This is a genomic window from Parageobacillus sp. VR-IP, assembly GCF_013357975.1.
In the GTDB taxonomy this organism is placed as follows: domain Bacteria; phylum Bacillota; class Bacilli; order Bacillales; family Anoxybacillaceae; genus Saccharococcus; species Saccharococcus caldoxylosilyticus.
The window spans coordinates 1-14,745 of the sequence record NZ_JABVYQ010000006.1; the positions used below are offsets into that span (position 1 = coordinate 1).

Below are 14,745 nucleotides of genomic sequence, written 5' to 3' on the forward strand. Positions count from 1 at the left end.
TGCCTATTCAGCCAATCAGTATGATTTTCACATGCTATCTTAAGGAAATTTTATACAAGAACAGCGTATTAAGAAAACGGATTATCCGCGCGGAAAAAATGGAAGTGGTCAGCCACTTGGCTGCTTCCATTTCCCATGAAGTGCGCAACCCCCTAACGACCGCGCGAGGGTTTATACAATTGCTGGAGCAAAGCTATTTATCGCAAGAAAAGCGGAAACAATACATTCGCATTGCCATCGAAGAATTAGATCGCGCTCAAGCGATTATCACGGATTATCTTACATTTGCCAAACCTGCTCCGGAAAGCGTAGAAAATCTAAATGTAAAAACAGAAATAGAACGCGTCATCGATATTGTGCGTCCGCTGGCAAACATGAATAGTGTTGAAGTCCAAACGTCGCTCATTCCTTGTAACGTCAAAGGGGAACGCCAAAAGTTTCAACAATGCTTGCTCAATATTATCAAGAACGCCATTGAAGCAATGCCGAATGGCGGCGCACTCGAAGTTTACATTTCTATCGAAAAAGATCAAGTGCTGATCCGCATCTCGGATACAGGAGTCGGGATGACAAAAGAACAAATCGAGCGCCTCGGAGAGCCATATTTTACAACAAAAGGAAGAAGAGGCACCGGACTTGGAATGATGGTCGTCTATCGAATTATCGAATCGATGGGTGGAACGATCCAAATTGCAAGCGAAGTCAACAAGGGAACGCAAGTATCCTTATATCTTCCACTCACGCAGTCTCAGCATGCCTCATCTGTTGAGCAAAAACGTGACATTTTTGTCGCTTCATAAGACAAATTATGAAGCAGCAAGCTCTTCATTTAAAGGTATCTCAAAAACTACAAAACAACGATATCCTTTGCCCATTTATTTACAAAGAAGAAGATCAGATGACCTTCAGAAGAAGATCAAATGACCTTCTTCTTTTTTATCCCCCTACGTGACTCATCAGTTTATTCAGAAGAATTTTTGCAAACGAAACGAACGGATTTCGCCCTTTTCCACTCCCCAGTAAGGAAGCGTTCAAAAATTGAGGCTCCCCCTCTTGCACAAGTACCATAAAAATCAACAATATACTGCATCTATCATTAGATGAACATTCCCGCCTAAATGCTGCGCATGATAGACGGAACATCTTTTGGCGTTTTGGGCAACTTTGTCTGGTGTTTAAATTTTAAGGATGATCAAACTCTTTTTGAATCGAATTGAATCCTGAAAGTTGGCTATCGTAGGCTTGAACGTTTGGAGCCCGCGAGAGATCATTGGTTTTTAATCGTCTTGGTTTTTCTATGCTAACTTTTTCCAGTGAACAAACCTCTTTTTCACGAGTATGTTTTTATGTTATGATTGTAGAAAATTCATGCACAGTGACCAAGCCCAAGGGATGGATATGATCATGATTTCCAATGGAACGGCGAACATGCATGATCATATGAAATCGGATCACTTTTAGAAGTCTTGTTTCGATATATTGACTCTCTATCACCAAAGACACTGTATGTGGCAAAAAATCGTTGTTGAAATGTTTATTTTGCTATCGATCCTTGCGAAATTAGTGCGTACCTGCAGCGTTTTCACTGTTTTCATCGGGCTTGCTGGCTTGGTGAAGCCTTCTCATCTTTCTATGTTTTCCCACGCAGCAAAATGGTCCCGAGAACAGGGATTTTCTGTCTTTCATGCACAGCTGTGAAAAGATTTAAAAGTACGGTACCCCCAGATCGCGCTGATCGACAGCACTGCCCTCGGAGCAGCCTTTACGATTCACAAGCAGGAAGTATCCACCTGATACCACTTGCTGAAAGGATATATCAGCTCCATCTCTGCATACTACCGAGGAAATCCAACAGCAAATCGGAATGCCAAAGCTGCTTCCTTCTTTGCAGCAATGGGATATCAAATTTGTATTAGGCGATGCTGCGTATGGCAGCGAAAAGATTCGTCAAATAGAGAGCAGTTAGGAATCATATTGATTTCCTCATCAACCACTGCTATAGCAAGGAACGGAAAGATGCCTATGGCGAGGCCTTTCCTGTCTTTTTTGTGTCTTTTTGAAAACGGGGTTGATCAATGGTTGTTTAAACTTCGTCGCGAGACGGAACAGGTGTTTAATGAGTGAAAGAGTGACGGATTGGAGCAGCCAAGATGGTGTGGATTTCATTGATGTTTACTATATGTATTATGCTGCATCCTTATGCGTAGCTTCCGGTTTTTACTCTAGTTTTACAACACCATCATTGTAATATATAAATCATTTAGTTGTAAAGGAGTATAATTCAAAAAAATGCACGAATTTGAAAGGAATAGACACTCATTTTACAGTTTATATTATCATTTAGTTGTTGTTACAAAGTATAGAAAAAAATGCATCTCGAAAGAGATGCATCACCGTTTAAAAGAAATCGCTGAAGATATCTTTTCTCGTTTTAAATGCAAGCTAATCGAAATAAATGGAGAAGAAGATCACGTACATTTATTGTTTAAAGCGCCTCCACAAGTCCAGCTTTCTAAATTGATTAACAATTTTAAAACTGTTTCATCTCGATATATTCGCAAAGAATTTCAGAATGAATTGTCAAAGTATTATTGGAAACCATATTTTTGGAGCAACAGTTATATGATTTTCTCGACAGGGGGGACTCCGCTAGAAGTAATTAAAAAATATATAGAAGAGCAAGATAAACATTCCTTGACTCCCCCCTCCTAAATGCTTCGTGTTATGTATGAAGGGGGATGCGTCGAGGCTTTGGGCACAAGGGGCTCGTTCCAATGGATTCAGACATTACTCCGATGCAAAAACGGAAAAGATGCGTGAAACTCTTGCCTTTACTAGCTGACCACGTTGTTCGCGAAGCTGAACACTTTTTTGTGTTCTTGAAGAGCGGTTAAAACAAAAACAGAAAGAGGAAAACTTGTAAATTTTTTTAGGATAAAAACCCTCTTTATGGTATATCTATTTCTTATTCTAAGATTTTATCCAAGAATCTCCCCCACCCCTAAGCAAAGCATGGGTGGGGAGAGTTCAATCAGACGAAACTTTGGATGCTTCGTTTGTCCGTTTCAGCCATGCATATATCGTTTTCACATCTTCTTGATCAACATCTACCACTTCTCCACGGGCGCCGATTCCAGGCATGACCGTTGCCGCAATGGTCCCGAGGTGTTTTCGCTTCTGAAACCAGGTAGAAGAAGCTTCCATGGATTGAATACGATTTTTTAACATATACATGGCTTTCATGTTGAAAAAGCCGCTTCTTAGTGCAAGCTGATGAGACGAAATCGACCAGCCGGCCGCTTTATAACTTAAGTAGCCGAAATATGAAACGATGGGAAGCCACAACAAAAGCAACAGCCCCCACGGACGCAAGAAATAAGCGGCGATGCAAACTGGAAGAATCAGCACATATAAAGGACGGGCTATGTAGCGGATGCATGCTCGCTTTGGCAAAGCATTGAATTCATGGTGGATGCTATACTCCGGGAGACAGGAAGAAATAACGGAAGCAATCCGTTCTTTCTTTATTAACGGGCAGAGTATAATACTCCCGTGATGGCCGCCATCCAATGCCCCACCCGCATGAATGATATAAACGGAAGCATACCCAAGCCAGCGACGAATCATGTTTTCCTTTATTACAATCCCTTGAACCCGTGTAACAGGCGTTGTCACTTTTCTTCTTTCAAGCAATCCTCTCGAAATGACGATGTCTTCGTCTATTTTTTCCACCGTAAAAAACGCGTACCGCAGCATATTTTGAATAATGGATATCATATAGGCGGTAATAAAAATCAATAAAACAGCCATCATCGTATAAAATAAACCATGCGCGAACATCGTTTGCGCATCTTTATATATCATCTTATAAGGAATGAGATCGTCAAATTGGGAGATAAAAAAGAAAGTGGCAGCAATCACGCTAAGCGTCCCACCGCTTGTCGCCGCTACTTGAAACACTTCCCAAAAACTCATCGAAAAAATGATGTTTTTCGGTCCTTCTTGTAATGGTTGATGGGTGGAAACAAAAGAAGATGCAGTATTTTCATCCAGCAGCATCATTTCATCCTTTATCATTTCCTTTGCTTTTCGAATCCAACGTTGAATTCGTTCCGCTTCTTCCCTTGTTACAGCCGTTAATACCACCTCGGCTTCTCCTAGCTGATTTCCCGCTGTTTCTATATTGACTTTAACGACTCCTGCCAATCGTTGCAGAAAACCTTCGGAAATGGAAACGCCTTGAATGCGTTCGAAAGGAATATATCGTTTTTTTCTTACAAACACACCATGTTCAATGCGCAATTCCCCTTCTTCCAACCGATAGGTAAAACGGAGCCAAGAAACAATTCCGATCACAATGGTGTACATGACAACCGCCGATGGCACGGCGATATCCCACATCATGGAAATGGTTCTATTCCCGACTATGACGAGAAGGAGGAGCGGAAAAAACGCGTCTTTCAATTGCTTAACAATATTGACGATAACGGAAATGGGATGAAGCCGTTTTTTCTCAGACATCATCATCCGCCACCCTTGCCAATCTGGAAATAGAATAGCGCAGCTCCTCTGCTTCCTCTTCATTGAGTGCCGGAATTTCATGCACCGTTGCGGCTGTCGAAATCGTTACGGAGGCCAGTTTATATTTTTTGAACAATGGCCCTTGCTTAGAATCGACGTGCTGCACGCGAATCATTGGGATCAACGTTCGCTTTACCGTAAACAAACCTTGTTGAATCTCGATTTCCTGCTCACGCACTTCATAGCGCCAGCGCCGCCAGCGTAATCTTGGGATAAAAAAGAGGAACAAATAACCTTCTCCTATAAACAAAAGAATCAAGATAGGAATAATCCATTTCGGCCCGTCAAAAATGATAATCAGGACAATGACAGCGGCAAAAGCGGCAAAAGAAACAGCCAATCCAATCATGCCGTATATCCGCCATACCGATAATGCTCGTTCGGAGATTCTTTTTCTAGGTTCTCCATTCATGATTTCTCTATCCCCCTTAAACAAAAACAATCCATCGACGTAATGGTTATACGTATTTAGTATACAAGAAGTTTCCATCTTTAACTATCTGTTACTGTAGAATAACAAACTTTTGGAAAAGCAGGAGAATGAGCATGTTTCAAGAAAAATTATAGGATGCGAAGCCATTGGAGAACGTGAATGATAAATCACTACGCCTATATTGTTCGTTCGCTGCCAAACCATCTCCCTTGCCAAGGCATTTGGTTTATACTGCAGCTCCTTCATCACTTTTAATACTTTTTCACGCGTCTCTGGACTTGCAACCCCTTTTCCCGAAATGACGCGCGAAACCGTCGACTTCGAAGCACCAGCCCTCAACGCGATGTCTTTAATGGTGTAGCCTACTAAAGTTAACCTTTTATACCGTTTGGTCCGATTCGTTTTCAAAGCCGCATTCCGAGATGGATATTATACATGCATTCATTTGTCAAATCATTTGCAACTTCGTCATGAAAAAAGGCACGAATCAAATCCGTGCCTTCCGCCGTAACGAATCTATTTTTTTAAAACAGCGTCTATATCCGCGCTGGCTGTTTCTGTTTCCCATCGATGGCGTCATCGGATATAAACAAAAAAGCCAGGCGGCCATTTTGCCTATGCCGCATGGTTTAATGAAACAATCCGCTTTTTTTCGCTTTCGCATGCAGCGAATGCATGTATTTGTTCAACGGTTCTTTCAGAAGCGTACCTAATAAGAGAGTCAGGACGGCAAACATCATGAGACGAACCGCATCGTTTTTCACTTTTCCCCACACAATGCCGCCGACTGCTTCGCGCATCAAATCAATCGCATACGTAAACGGCAAAAACGGGTTGATGTTTTGGAAAAATTCCGGAATAAGCTGAACCGGATACGTCCCCCCTGCTCCGGCGATTTGGAAAACGAGCAAGACGATGGCCAGCGCCTTGCCGACGTCGCTGAATACTGATACGAGCGTAAAGACAATGACAATAAACACAAAGCTGCATAACAGCCCAAAGAGGATAAACCAGCCGGAGTCATGAATATAAATATTCTTTAAAAGAAATACATCTCCTAACGTGACAATAAGCGCCTGAATACTGTTGCATGTCCAAAACGTCAGCAGCCGGCCAAAATAAATTTCTCTGCTGGTATACCCTTCTGCCTCATAAGGTTCGGTAGAAAGCAACGACACTAACAGCAGACAGCCCACCCATATGGACAAGACGGTATAAAACGGGTTCATCCCCGATCCATAGTTCGGAAGCGGAAACAATCTATGCGTCTTTAAGTCGACGGGATGGGCCAAAAATTCACCTTTTGCGCTTGGATCATTTTTTAATAAACGAATGATGTCGTAGATGTTTGTCTCTTTTTTCAATTTTACAAGAAAGGAAGCGATATCGTTGACTTTCCGCGCAAGAAACGGATACTGATCGCTTGCCGTCTGCAACATTTCTTCCCCCTGCTTGAGACCGCTGCCGGCGTGCTGAAGAAACCGCTCTAATTCCAGAATGGTGTTGGCGATGTCCGCGAGCATGCGGCGGGCGTCTTGAAGCGTCTGCTTCGTTTCGTTCATTTTTTCTTTCATGAGTGGTGCGATATGTTGCTCGTATTCATTCATCACCCGATCGACTTGCTTAACCGCAGCTGCCGCCCGCTCATTTAGGTCGGTGAGAAGATGGTTGCCTGGCTGCGCCCCGTTTTCACTTTGCTCGTACGCTAACTTGGCAAGGCGCTGTGCTTCTCTTAAATTGGATTTTATGCCTGTCAGACGGCCGGACAATTGTTCCATATTGTCGGAAGCCGTGCGAGAGAAAGCTCTCTTTTCGATCATGTTATTGAATATGCGAAGCTGTGTTTGCGCTTCATCTGCCATTTGTTCCCCAGCTGCGGCCATGCTCTGCACGTCGGAAAGCCATTGCCGCTGCTGGGCAAGGGAAAGGTTTTCTTGCAGTTTGTTAGTTGCGGCATAGATGGACATGACGATTTGCTGCAGCGTACGCAAATTTTCCGCGATTTGCGGCGTCAATGTCTTTGCTTTTGCTTCCGCTTTCGTGAGAAACTGATTCGTTTCATCAAGAAACGCAATGCCGCTGTTGACGATCCGTTTCGCTTCAGGAAGCGTTTTTTCCGCTTTATTGACGAGCCGTTCCGCCTCTTTCGCGTCGGACATCGATTGGTTTAACAGCCGCTTGATTTCCGGCAGCTTCGTCTGCAGCTGAAAAATCAGGGTCTCAAAATAGCGAATATCTGGCAGCTGTTGTTCTAATGCCACCCCCGCTTCATGAAAGATAGAAAACAAAACGCTGTTGACAACAGCGACAAATTGATCGCTTACTTGCTCGGTGATGGTGCTTGCTCCTTTGGATGTGATTTTCGGCGCAATCGCGTTCTTTTTGTCATTTTCATAGTAATGAATGACGGCCTGCTCCGGCCTATCTTGCACAATGGTAGCCAATTTTTCTGAAAAATCGCTTGGAATGACGATCGTCGCAAAATAATCGCCATAGCGGACGTTTTTCATTCCTTCTTGTTTGCCAACAAATTGCCAGCCTAAGTCATGATTGTTTCGTAGCGCCCTGACAATTTCTTTTCCGGCGTTAAACGCATGTCCTTGAATTTTTGCCCCTTTGTCTTCATTGACAACTCCTACTTTAATGTTTCTTGTGTTGGCATACGGATCAATAGAAGCTTCAATATTCACCCACGCATAAAACGATGGCAGAAGAAGCAATCCGCCTACCAATACCGCCGCTACCCAGTTTGTTGCTATTTGCTTCATATCGTGAACATAAAGATTCCATATCTTTTTCACGAACCTCAACTTCCCTTTAGTGTGATTAAACTGCTTTTGTTAGTATAAACCAATAAAAAAAAACTAAACATAAGCGGCGGATTGGAAACGAGCACGGTATGTTTACAAAAAAAAACTGCTTGGCTAACCAGCAGACACACATACCATATTATTTTTTATAAAACAGCCATAATGCGCAAAACAATAGTATGATTCCCGTCATTCTTCTCATGTCAAAAGGAATTTGCTGCCCGCCAAGCAAGCCGAAGTGATCGATGATGGAACTCATCACCAACTGTCCGGCGACAACGGCCATAATAGAAGTAGCGACCCCGACTTTTGGAACGATAAGCACCATGACAAACACGTAAAACGCCCCGAGCACCCCGCCAAGCAGCTGCCACTTCGGCACGGAAAACATTTGCAGCAAGTCTCCTTTTCCAAAAAACAATTGCAATAAAAATAACACGATCGTTCCGATAAGAAAGGAAACGAACGCTCCCTCCATCACGCCGACTCTTTTGCCGAGACCGCCGTTGACGCCAGCCTGCACCGACGTTGCCATTCCGGCGACGATGGCAAGAATCATCCATAACCACTTCATTGCTAATCCACATCCTACATAATGAAAAACTTTACTAATTATCATATCATGGAGAACAATGGCATGGAAGAAGTTATTTCTATGATTTTTCAAAACAACAAAAACAGCAGACGGAACAACACCATCTGCCGTTTTTCTTTTATACTATTTATGGATGAGCAAATTTTGCAAAAGCGCCGAGCGCCCATTTCAAAGCAAGAAGGATGGCGATCACGAGCATTGTTTTTCCAAGAGCGTTTTGCTGGCTTAGCAAGTAGTTGTTGCAAACACGAACCGGCACAGCTAAATATAGCCAGCCCATCACAGCTAACATGGAAACGAGATTCGCCTTCACTGCTCCCTTGACGACCGGGTGCACCCGTCTCCAGCTTACTCCGAACGGAATTCCGGCCATCAGCGGAAGTGTAATCAATTTGGCAAGCTTGATATACGAATCGTTTAACGATGCATCGACCGACCGCGGCAATATCCAAAAGAAAAGAATAAACAATCCAAAAAGGAGGCCTGGTATGCCGTTAGCGTTCCAGCTGCCTGATTTTCTTTGCAGCTTCTGACCGATCACCACACCTGCCAAATAACCGGCTGTGACAAGCAGCGGAATTTGAACGATCATCACTCCGATCATTGACGACTCTAAGCGATCTAAAATAGGCGGCAGCACAAGCAGAATCATCAAAACAGCACTGCCAATCAGATATAGTTTCGGGTTCATTGTCGATCACTCCGAACGTTTCAAAATCAACGCATTGGCGGCAATCAAACGGTTAATTTCGGCACCGACCACTTTTGGAGCATTATAATCAAAAATTTTGACCAGCCGTCCTTGCTTATCGATGAGGTAAAAAGCGGCATTATGTTCGTATCCCCCCGCTCCATTTGGGATGACAATGACTCCCATTGTTTTTAGCAGGATGTTCAGTTCTTTTGGATTTGGCACTCGGGCGACGCGCCAACGAGTGCCGTCCGCCTGGTAATGTTCGGCGTGCTCGTACAAGACGTGAGGCGTATCATGTTCTGGATCGAAGCTGATGCTTAAAAAGACGATGTTTTTGCCTAAATATTCATCACGAATCGTTTCATATACACGGCGAAAATTCATTTCCACAATCGGACAGACGTCTCCGCATCTCGTATAGATAAACGTCGCCAAAACTAATTTGCCGCGATAATCATGCAAATAAAAGGACTGGCCTTTTTGATCTTCAAGCCGAACAGAAGGAATCGCTTTCGGTTCTTTTAACACTTCTAAGCGGCGGGCGGCTTCGCTTGTAAACGCTTGAAACCCGTCTGTCCCCCACCAAAGCAACGAAATACCTAGCCCAAGTGCAAGGATCGTTGCCATGATATTACGCATATGGATCCGACCCAATTTCTTTTTTGACAGGCACCCGAATGAGCGAAGAGGCAAACCGATATACAAATGTCGCAACTGCGGCAATTAGGCATACTGCAAACACTGCTCCCATACGGTCGTAAGGAACCCACTCCGGAAAATGCACTGCCCATCGTCTTGGGACGCTTACTTTTCCGGAAAATAAGAACGTTCCGCATAAACCGAAAAAGAAAATCATATATACCCAAAACGAGAGGATGTCGATATTTCCTACTGCCCGTCTCTCATTGTTTACAAGATAGTACATAAACCCAAACAACATCGAAACGGCACCCAGCCCCATATACATATGGAAATGTCCCGGCACCCATTTCGTGTTATGCATGACATGGTTGATAGCAATCGTCGCATCAGCAATGGCTGGAACAACCCCTGATACCCAGCCGAACATGGAAAGAAAGATGAAGCTTGAAGCCATATCCCATTTAATGCCCGAACGGTAAACAATCATTAAGGCACCAAAGGCGGTAACAACAAGGACAGGCAATCCATTTAAATAAGAAAATACTTGACCGATAATAAGCATCCATTTTGGCATCACAAAATCCATCAACAAATGGTGCGGGTAAATGATAATCGTAAAGAATGTTGACATATTCCATGCAATCAAAAAAATTTTATAAGATTTCCACGGGCGGTTTGTATATTTAGGAAGAATTTCATACACAGCGATGACGCCCATATAAATAACAGAATTGGCAAACATATGGCCAAACGCATAAATTAAGTTTTTCGCTAAAAGCGGATCGATTTTGATAGATGGTTGAAACAAATTAATTAAGCTCATTACAAGAACAATGGCCCCTGCAGTTAACGAGATAATATTAACGATAGAAACCATCGTGCTAGCTACTACGGCAGGAGGCGGTCCGTATCCTTTTGCTTTTCCAAGAATTTGCGGCCAGCCAAGCCCATTTCCAAGGCTTCCATATTTTTGAATAATCGCCCGTGCTGAATCTAAATAAAAGAGCAAAAAACCGATTCCTATAATGAGCATGCCGAGCAAATATAAGCATGCCCCTGCTTTTCCCCACATGCCTGCTGACATCGCCGGCAGAGGGTATAGAAACGTCCAGGCGCCCGCGAAATCAAACGTAAAGATGCTGATGAAGGTTATCAACGCTCCTATTAAAAAGAGAATGAAATGGCTTACAAAAACGGGAAAGGATAGATTCACATATTGTCTCAAGAAATACCACATAATAGCCGAAGCGGCAAAAGCGGCAACACCGACCATAAATGTACCATGGGCGGTCATTACTTTGTAAAACACGTCTTGTCCGATAGAAATCATTTTCCCTTGCTCAAGCAGCATCAACAAGCCAAAAATCATCATCAATAGAATCACGATGCCGCTAATTATCATATAAAGCGATATCATCGTCCGCACTTTCTTCTCCATCACATTCTCCCCTATTCTCCTTGAGCTGGCAATACTTCAATCGTCGATATCATCGCATGATGGCCGATTCCGCAATATTCCATGCATAACACTTGGTACTTGCCCGGCTTTTTAAACGTATAATAGATCGTATTGGTATATTCCGGCATTGCTTGAGTTTGGGCGATTAATTGCAGTTTCTCATCATAAATTCCAAACCCATGATTTACATCTTCGCTGGTAACGTGAAATTCTACCGGTTGTCCAACACGAAACTTGTTTTTGCTTAATTCAAATCCAAATTGGCGGGCCACCGCTTGAACGATGACTGGATTTTTGGCATATACCGGCCTTTCAAACGGCAAATCGCGCAGCGTATAAAAGGTGGCGATTCCCATGATGGTAATAACGATGAAGAAAAAGATGTTGCGTATTCGATACCCCTTTTTTTGAATAGGCTCATATTCTTTGCGACGATCCGAGTGCAAAACAACATAGGAAAAGACGATGATGATAAAAGAAATGAAAATAACGGAAACCATCCAGGCCGCATTTTGATACATGTTGGAAATATTCCCCCCTTTCAAAAAGTTACTTTCAATATAGACAATCACTCCAGTTTCCTCAGTTAAGTTCATCACAAAATGGAAAATTTATACGAAAAAAGGAAACAAAGTATATCACGATTAAAAATAACCTCTATCTTGACAAATGTGACGTACCGCATATCTTTTTGTTTTTTTGGTTTGTTATAATATTGCCATTCTTTTATAACTATTGCTAAGAGGAGGGGTAATGATTGCGTATAAGGCATCTATCGTTGCTTACTTTGGTTGTTACTTACATACTGATTGTTTTTGGAGGCTATGTCGCATCATCGGAGTCAGGGATGGGATGCGGACCTGACTGGCCTCTATGCAACGGGGTTTTGATTCCAATGCTAAAAGGAGCGACGCTGATTGAATATGCGCACCGAGTCATTGGCGCTTTTCTTGCACTCCTCGCTGTCATTTTATTTCTCCAAATCATACGCACCTATCGCGAGTCATCCATCCGATCGGTTGCGTTTTGGATGATCGGTTTACTTGTATTGCAAGTATTGTTAGGAGCTCTGGTAGTAATTTGGGATCTACCGCCGATTGTCGTAACTATTCACCTGTTAATTGCGATGGCTTTTTTGTGTTGCATCATTTGGATTTGGCGGTTTTCACACTCGGGATTTGTTCGTTCTAAAAGCTCACCGGGAAAGGCCAATTACGGGGAAACAAAGCGAATCCTGGCGCATGTCAATGGTATTTTTGCACTGTTGGTTGCAACGTTTGCCATTGGCGCCTACATCAAGCACAAACATTATGGACTAGCATGCAGTTGGCTCGATTGCCGCGATTCCTGGCTTCCTATAAACAGCGCACAGTTTTGGCAAACGTCGCATCGGTTTTTGGCGGCAGTATCGGCCATCTATATTTTATGGCTCGCTGGCTTGGCATTTTATCGAAATTGGAATAACAGCATACGACGCCGCCTTCTTTTAATGGTGGCGGCTGTTTTAACCCAAGCTGCGTTCGGGATAATGACTATCATTACAAACATTCAGCTGCCATGGGCGGTTTCCCATTTAGCAGTCGGGACTTTCCTGTTTGCCATCGTATTTGAAACACGGGTATTTATGAACCTCTCCCACCTACACTCCGTGTAGAGGTGGGAGACTTCTCGGTGGACATGTTAAACCATTTTCGCATGGAAAAGCACCGTCATTCTATCGAATTAATCGAGCATCCTCCATGACACTATTAAAAAGAAGACAGCACCGTATAAAAAAACCTCCCATCTTCCTTTCGTTGGAAGGTGGGAGGTTTTTGGGAAAAGAGGTGAAAAAACAGATATTTACGCAATGACAACGTTTGAAGATCATTCAACCATTTTGGCTTGCAAGCTTCTTACTTCCTTACGAAACAAAAGAAAGAAGCAGTCCCCTTGATCAATAAAAAGAAAAAGCGAGAGAATCTCGCTCGTTGTTGAAATTAGGTTAGTTTCATGTATAGCTGCGTTTTAGCTTTTCAAAAGTACAAGCGTTGCGCACCAAACGGTCCGTCCTTATATTTCTTTGAGACAAACTTTATTTTCTCTTCGGTAGAAAGAGATTACCCAAGAATTCCCTGCCTTTAGGCATGGGGATTGGTCAAAGTGGAAAGAACAAATGAACGATAAACACACCTCCAAAAATAAGCGCCATTGTTAAATGAAATTTCCTCCGAAAGCCAGAAGCCTTTTTATGCCGAAGCCATCCCGCAAATAAAGTCAATACCAGCAGCAACACTCCCAGATAGCCGGTCAGCATTTTTGGATGAAAAAATCCGATCTCCTTGCCTAATTCCAACGCCATCATCCCGGCGTGAAGCACAATCAGGTTTGTTCCTATGATCGCAATCGGAATATGGACTTTCATCATCTTGCGTGCCATCTTGCTCAGTCTTACTTTCACAGCACGGTTTTTTGATTTTCGAATCACCAAAAAAATAAAATACATATTGATGTTCACGGCAAACAGGACGATAGCGATTTGGGCAAACAACTTTCCGAATAAAACAACAGTGGAGTGATATGGCTGAAACATCCATATATAGAGCGCGGAACCGAGAATAAATAATCCGTTTGCCATCATCCAAACATAGTACGGCATAGGAACCTCCAGCAATTAAAAGCTTTCCTTATTATTTAGAGGTCGATCATTGCATTTCCTTCTTTTCTTGCTAAAATAATAGATGTTGCTTTTCCTGTTGCACTATGTATACCGATGGTGTTTTTTGCATGTACCTTAACGATGTAAGGAGAGAAACATATGAACATTAGAACTATCGTCGTAAACGGCATTTTAGCGGCTGTGTACATCGCAGTGACGATGCTGATTCAGCCGTTTGGATTTACTAACGTGCAGTTTCGCGTCTCGGAAATGCTGAATCATCTCGTCGTGTTTCATAAAAAATATTTCTTTGGCATTGTGTTAGGCGTCTTTTTTGCGAATTTGTTTTTCTCGCCGATGATGGCGTACGATCTCGTTTTCGGGGTCGGGCAGTCGGTCATTGCCCTCCTGATCACGATTTTTTCGATGCGGTATGTGAAAAATGTATGGGCGCGGATGGCTGTCAATACGCTGGTGTTTACGTTTACGATGTTTTTGATTGCCTGGGAGTTAAAGCTGGCGTTTGACCTGCCATTCTTTTTCACCTGGCTGACAACCGCAGTAGGAGAATTTGTCGTCATGGCGGTTGGCGCGCCGATTATGTATGCGGTAAACCGGCGTGCACATTTGGATAAATTAATGGAAACATAAAGCGGCAAGGTTTTATCTGCCGCTTTTTCTTATGTTAGACAAATTTGCTCCTGCGTCATATCATAAATTACGTTGTCGCACCAAGCACGTCGCCAATTGCAATCCCTATTATCCGCCTTTCATCCGATCAATCCATTCCATCTCTCCCCGCCATCCTTTCAAAAAGAAACAATATGTGTAGGAAATACTATGATGCTACATATATCTATCCCAATTCCTTCGGCCAACTCGGTTGCTAGGGC

Annotated in this window: 14 protein-coding genes and 1 pseudogene; 5 read left to right on the forward strand and 10 right to left on the reverse strand. The window is 43.0% G+C overall.

The window, feature by feature from the left end; genetic code table 11:
* From HT574_RS14735 to tnpA, 3 genes and pseudogenes are all read left to right on the forward strand, one after another.
* A partial coding sequence (locus tag HT574_RS14735) for an ATP-binding protein (RefSeq protein ID WP_175245188.1) occupies positions 1–800 on the forward strand: 800 nt, incomplete at its 5' end.
* A 592-nt stretch (positions 801–1,392) separates the two neighbouring features.
* A pseudogene (locus HT574_RS20655) lies at positions 1,393–2,169 on the forward strand (ISNCY family transposase).
* A 120-nt stretch (positions 2,170–2,289) separates the two neighbouring features.
* A complete protein-coding gene (gene tnpA / locus HT574_RS14740; RefSeq protein WP_175245189.1) occupies positions 2,290–2,712 on the forward strand; it encodes an IS200/IS605 family transposase in 423 nt (140 codons plus the stop codon).
* A gap of 315 nt (positions 2,713–3,027) precedes the next feature.
* On the opposite strand, the gene HT574_RS14745 is transcribed toward tnpA, so the two are convergent.
* From HT574_RS14745 to HT574_RS14785, 9 genes are all read right to left on the reverse strand, one after another.
* Positions 3,028–4,521 (reverse strand): PH domain-containing protein, encoded by a 1,494-nt coding sequence (locus HT574_RS14745; RefSeq protein WP_175245344.1) that lies wholly within the window; start codon positions 4,519–4,521, stop codon positions 3,028–3,030.
* Positions 4,514–4,993 (reverse strand): PH domain-containing protein, encoded by a 480-nt coding sequence (locus HT574_RS14750; RefSeq protein ID WP_175245190.1) that lies wholly within the window; start codon positions 4,991–4,993, stop codon positions 4,514–4,516. The genes HT574_RS14745 and HT574_RS14750 overlap by 8 nt, the downstream gene beginning before the upstream one ends.
* 84 nt (positions 4,994–5,077) lie before the next feature.
* Entirely contained in the window at positions 5,078–5,422 is a 345-nt protein-coding gene (locus tag HT574_RS14755) for a LacI family DNA-binding transcriptional regulator (protein WP_175245191.1), read from the reverse strand.
* A gap of 221 nt (positions 5,423–5,643) precedes the next feature.
* Positions 5,644–7,815, reverse strand: coding sequence for a YhgE/Pip domain-containing protein (locus HT574_RS14760; protein WP_175245192.1), 2,172 nt, complete (start codon positions 7,813–7,815; stop codon positions 5,644–5,646).
* Positions 7,816–7,963: 148 nt separating this feature from the next.
* Entirely contained in the window at positions 7,964–8,398 is a 435-nt protein-coding gene (locus tag HT574_RS14765) for a DMT family transporter (RefSeq protein ID WP_175245193.1), read from the reverse strand.
* Between the two features lie 148 nt (positions 8,399–8,546).
* Positions 8,547–9,110 carry a hypothetical protein gene (locus HT574_RS14770; protein ID WP_175245194.1) on the reverse strand — a complete coding sequence of 188 codons (564 nt, stop codon included), beginning with the start codon at positions 9,108–9,110 and terminating at the stop codon, positions 8,547–8,549.
* A gap of 6 nt (positions 9,111–9,116) precedes the next feature.
* Positions 9,117–9,752 carry an SCO family protein gene (locus HT574_RS14775; protein WP_175245195.1) on the reverse strand — a complete coding sequence of 212 codons (636 nt, stop codon included), beginning with the start codon at positions 9,750–9,752 and terminating at the stop codon, positions 9,117–9,119.
* Positions 9,745–11,193 carry a cbb3-type cytochrome c oxidase subunit I gene (locus HT574_RS14780; protein WP_175245196.1) on the reverse strand — a complete coding sequence of 483 codons (1,449 nt, stop codon included), beginning with the start codon at positions 11,191–11,193 and terminating at the stop codon, positions 9,745–9,747. Before HT574_RS14780 ends, HT574_RS14775 begins: the two co-directional genes overlap by 8 nt.
* Before the next feature lie 11 nt (positions 11,194–11,204).
* Positions 11,205–11,735, reverse strand: coding sequence for a cupredoxin domain-containing protein (locus HT574_RS14785; RefSeq protein ID WP_175245197.1), 531 nt, complete (start codon positions 11,733–11,735; stop codon positions 11,205–11,207).
* A 236-nt stretch (positions 11,736–11,971) separates the two neighbouring features.
* Between HT574_RS14785 and HT574_RS14790 the strand changes: the two genes are divergently transcribed.
* Positions 11,972–12,868 (forward strand): COX15/CtaA family protein, encoded by an 897-nt coding sequence (locus tag HT574_RS14790; protein ID WP_254698692.1) that lies wholly within the window; start codon positions 11,972–11,974, stop codon positions 12,866–12,868.
* 483 nt (positions 12,869–13,351) lie between these two features.
* On the opposite strand, the gene HT574_RS14795 is transcribed toward HT574_RS14790, so the two are convergent.
* Entirely contained in the window at positions 13,352–13,852 is a 501-nt protein-coding gene (locus HT574_RS14795; RefSeq protein WP_175245198.1) for a hypothetical protein, read from the reverse strand.
* A 159-nt stretch (positions 13,853–14,011) separates the two neighbouring features.
* Between HT574_RS14795 and HT574_RS14800 the strand changes: the two genes are divergently transcribed.
* Entirely contained in the window at positions 14,012–14,503 is a 492-nt protein-coding gene (locus HT574_RS14800; protein WP_017437205.1) for a QueT transporter family protein, read from the forward strand.
* Positions 14,504–14,745: the final 242 nt, after the last annotated feature.

What these genes read in the sequence shown, in the direction of transcription:
- tnpA (WP_175245189.1), top strand. Translation starts at nt 2,290, where the DNA reads ATGCACGAATTTGAAAGGAATAGACACTCATTTTACAGTTTATATTAT.
- HT574_RS14780 (WP_175245196.1), bottom strand. Translation starts at nt 11,193, where the DNA reads ATGGAGAAGAAAGTGCGGACGATGATATCGCTTTATATGATAATTAGC.
- HT574_RS14765 (WP_175245193.1), bottom strand. Translation starts at nt 8,398, where the DNA reads ATGAAGTGGTTATGGATGATTCTTGCCATCGTCGCCGGAATGGCAACG.
- HT574_RS14770 (WP_175245194.1), bottom strand. Translation starts at nt 9,110, where the DNA reads ATGAACCCGAAACTATATCTGATTGGCAGTGCTGTTTTGATGATTCTG.
- HT574_RS14750 (WP_175245190.1), bottom strand. Translation starts at nt 4,993, where the DNA reads ATGAATGGAGAACCTAGAAAAAGAATCTCCGAACGAGCATTATCGGTA.
- HT574_RS14775 (WP_175245195.1), bottom strand. Translation starts at nt 9,752, where the DNA reads ATGCGTAATATCATGGCAACGATCCTTGCACTTGGGCTAGGTATTTCG.
- HT574_RS14745 (WP_175245344.1), bottom strand. Translation starts at nt 4,521, where the DNA reads ATGTCTGAGAAAAAACGGCTTCATCCCATTTCCGTTATCGTCAATATT.
- HT574_RS14785 (WP_175245197.1), bottom strand. Translation starts at nt 11,735, where the DNA reads ATGTATCAAAATGCGGCCTGGATGGTTTCCGTTATTTTCATTTCTTTT.
- HT574_RS14795 (WP_175245198.1), bottom strand. Translation starts at nt 13,852, where the DNA reads ATGCCGTACTATGTTTGGATGATGGCAAACGGATTATTTATTCTCGGT.
- HT574_RS14800 (WP_017437205.1), top strand. Translation starts at nt 14,012, where the DNA reads ATGAACATTAGAACTATCGTCGTAAACGGCATTTTAGCGGCTGTGTAC.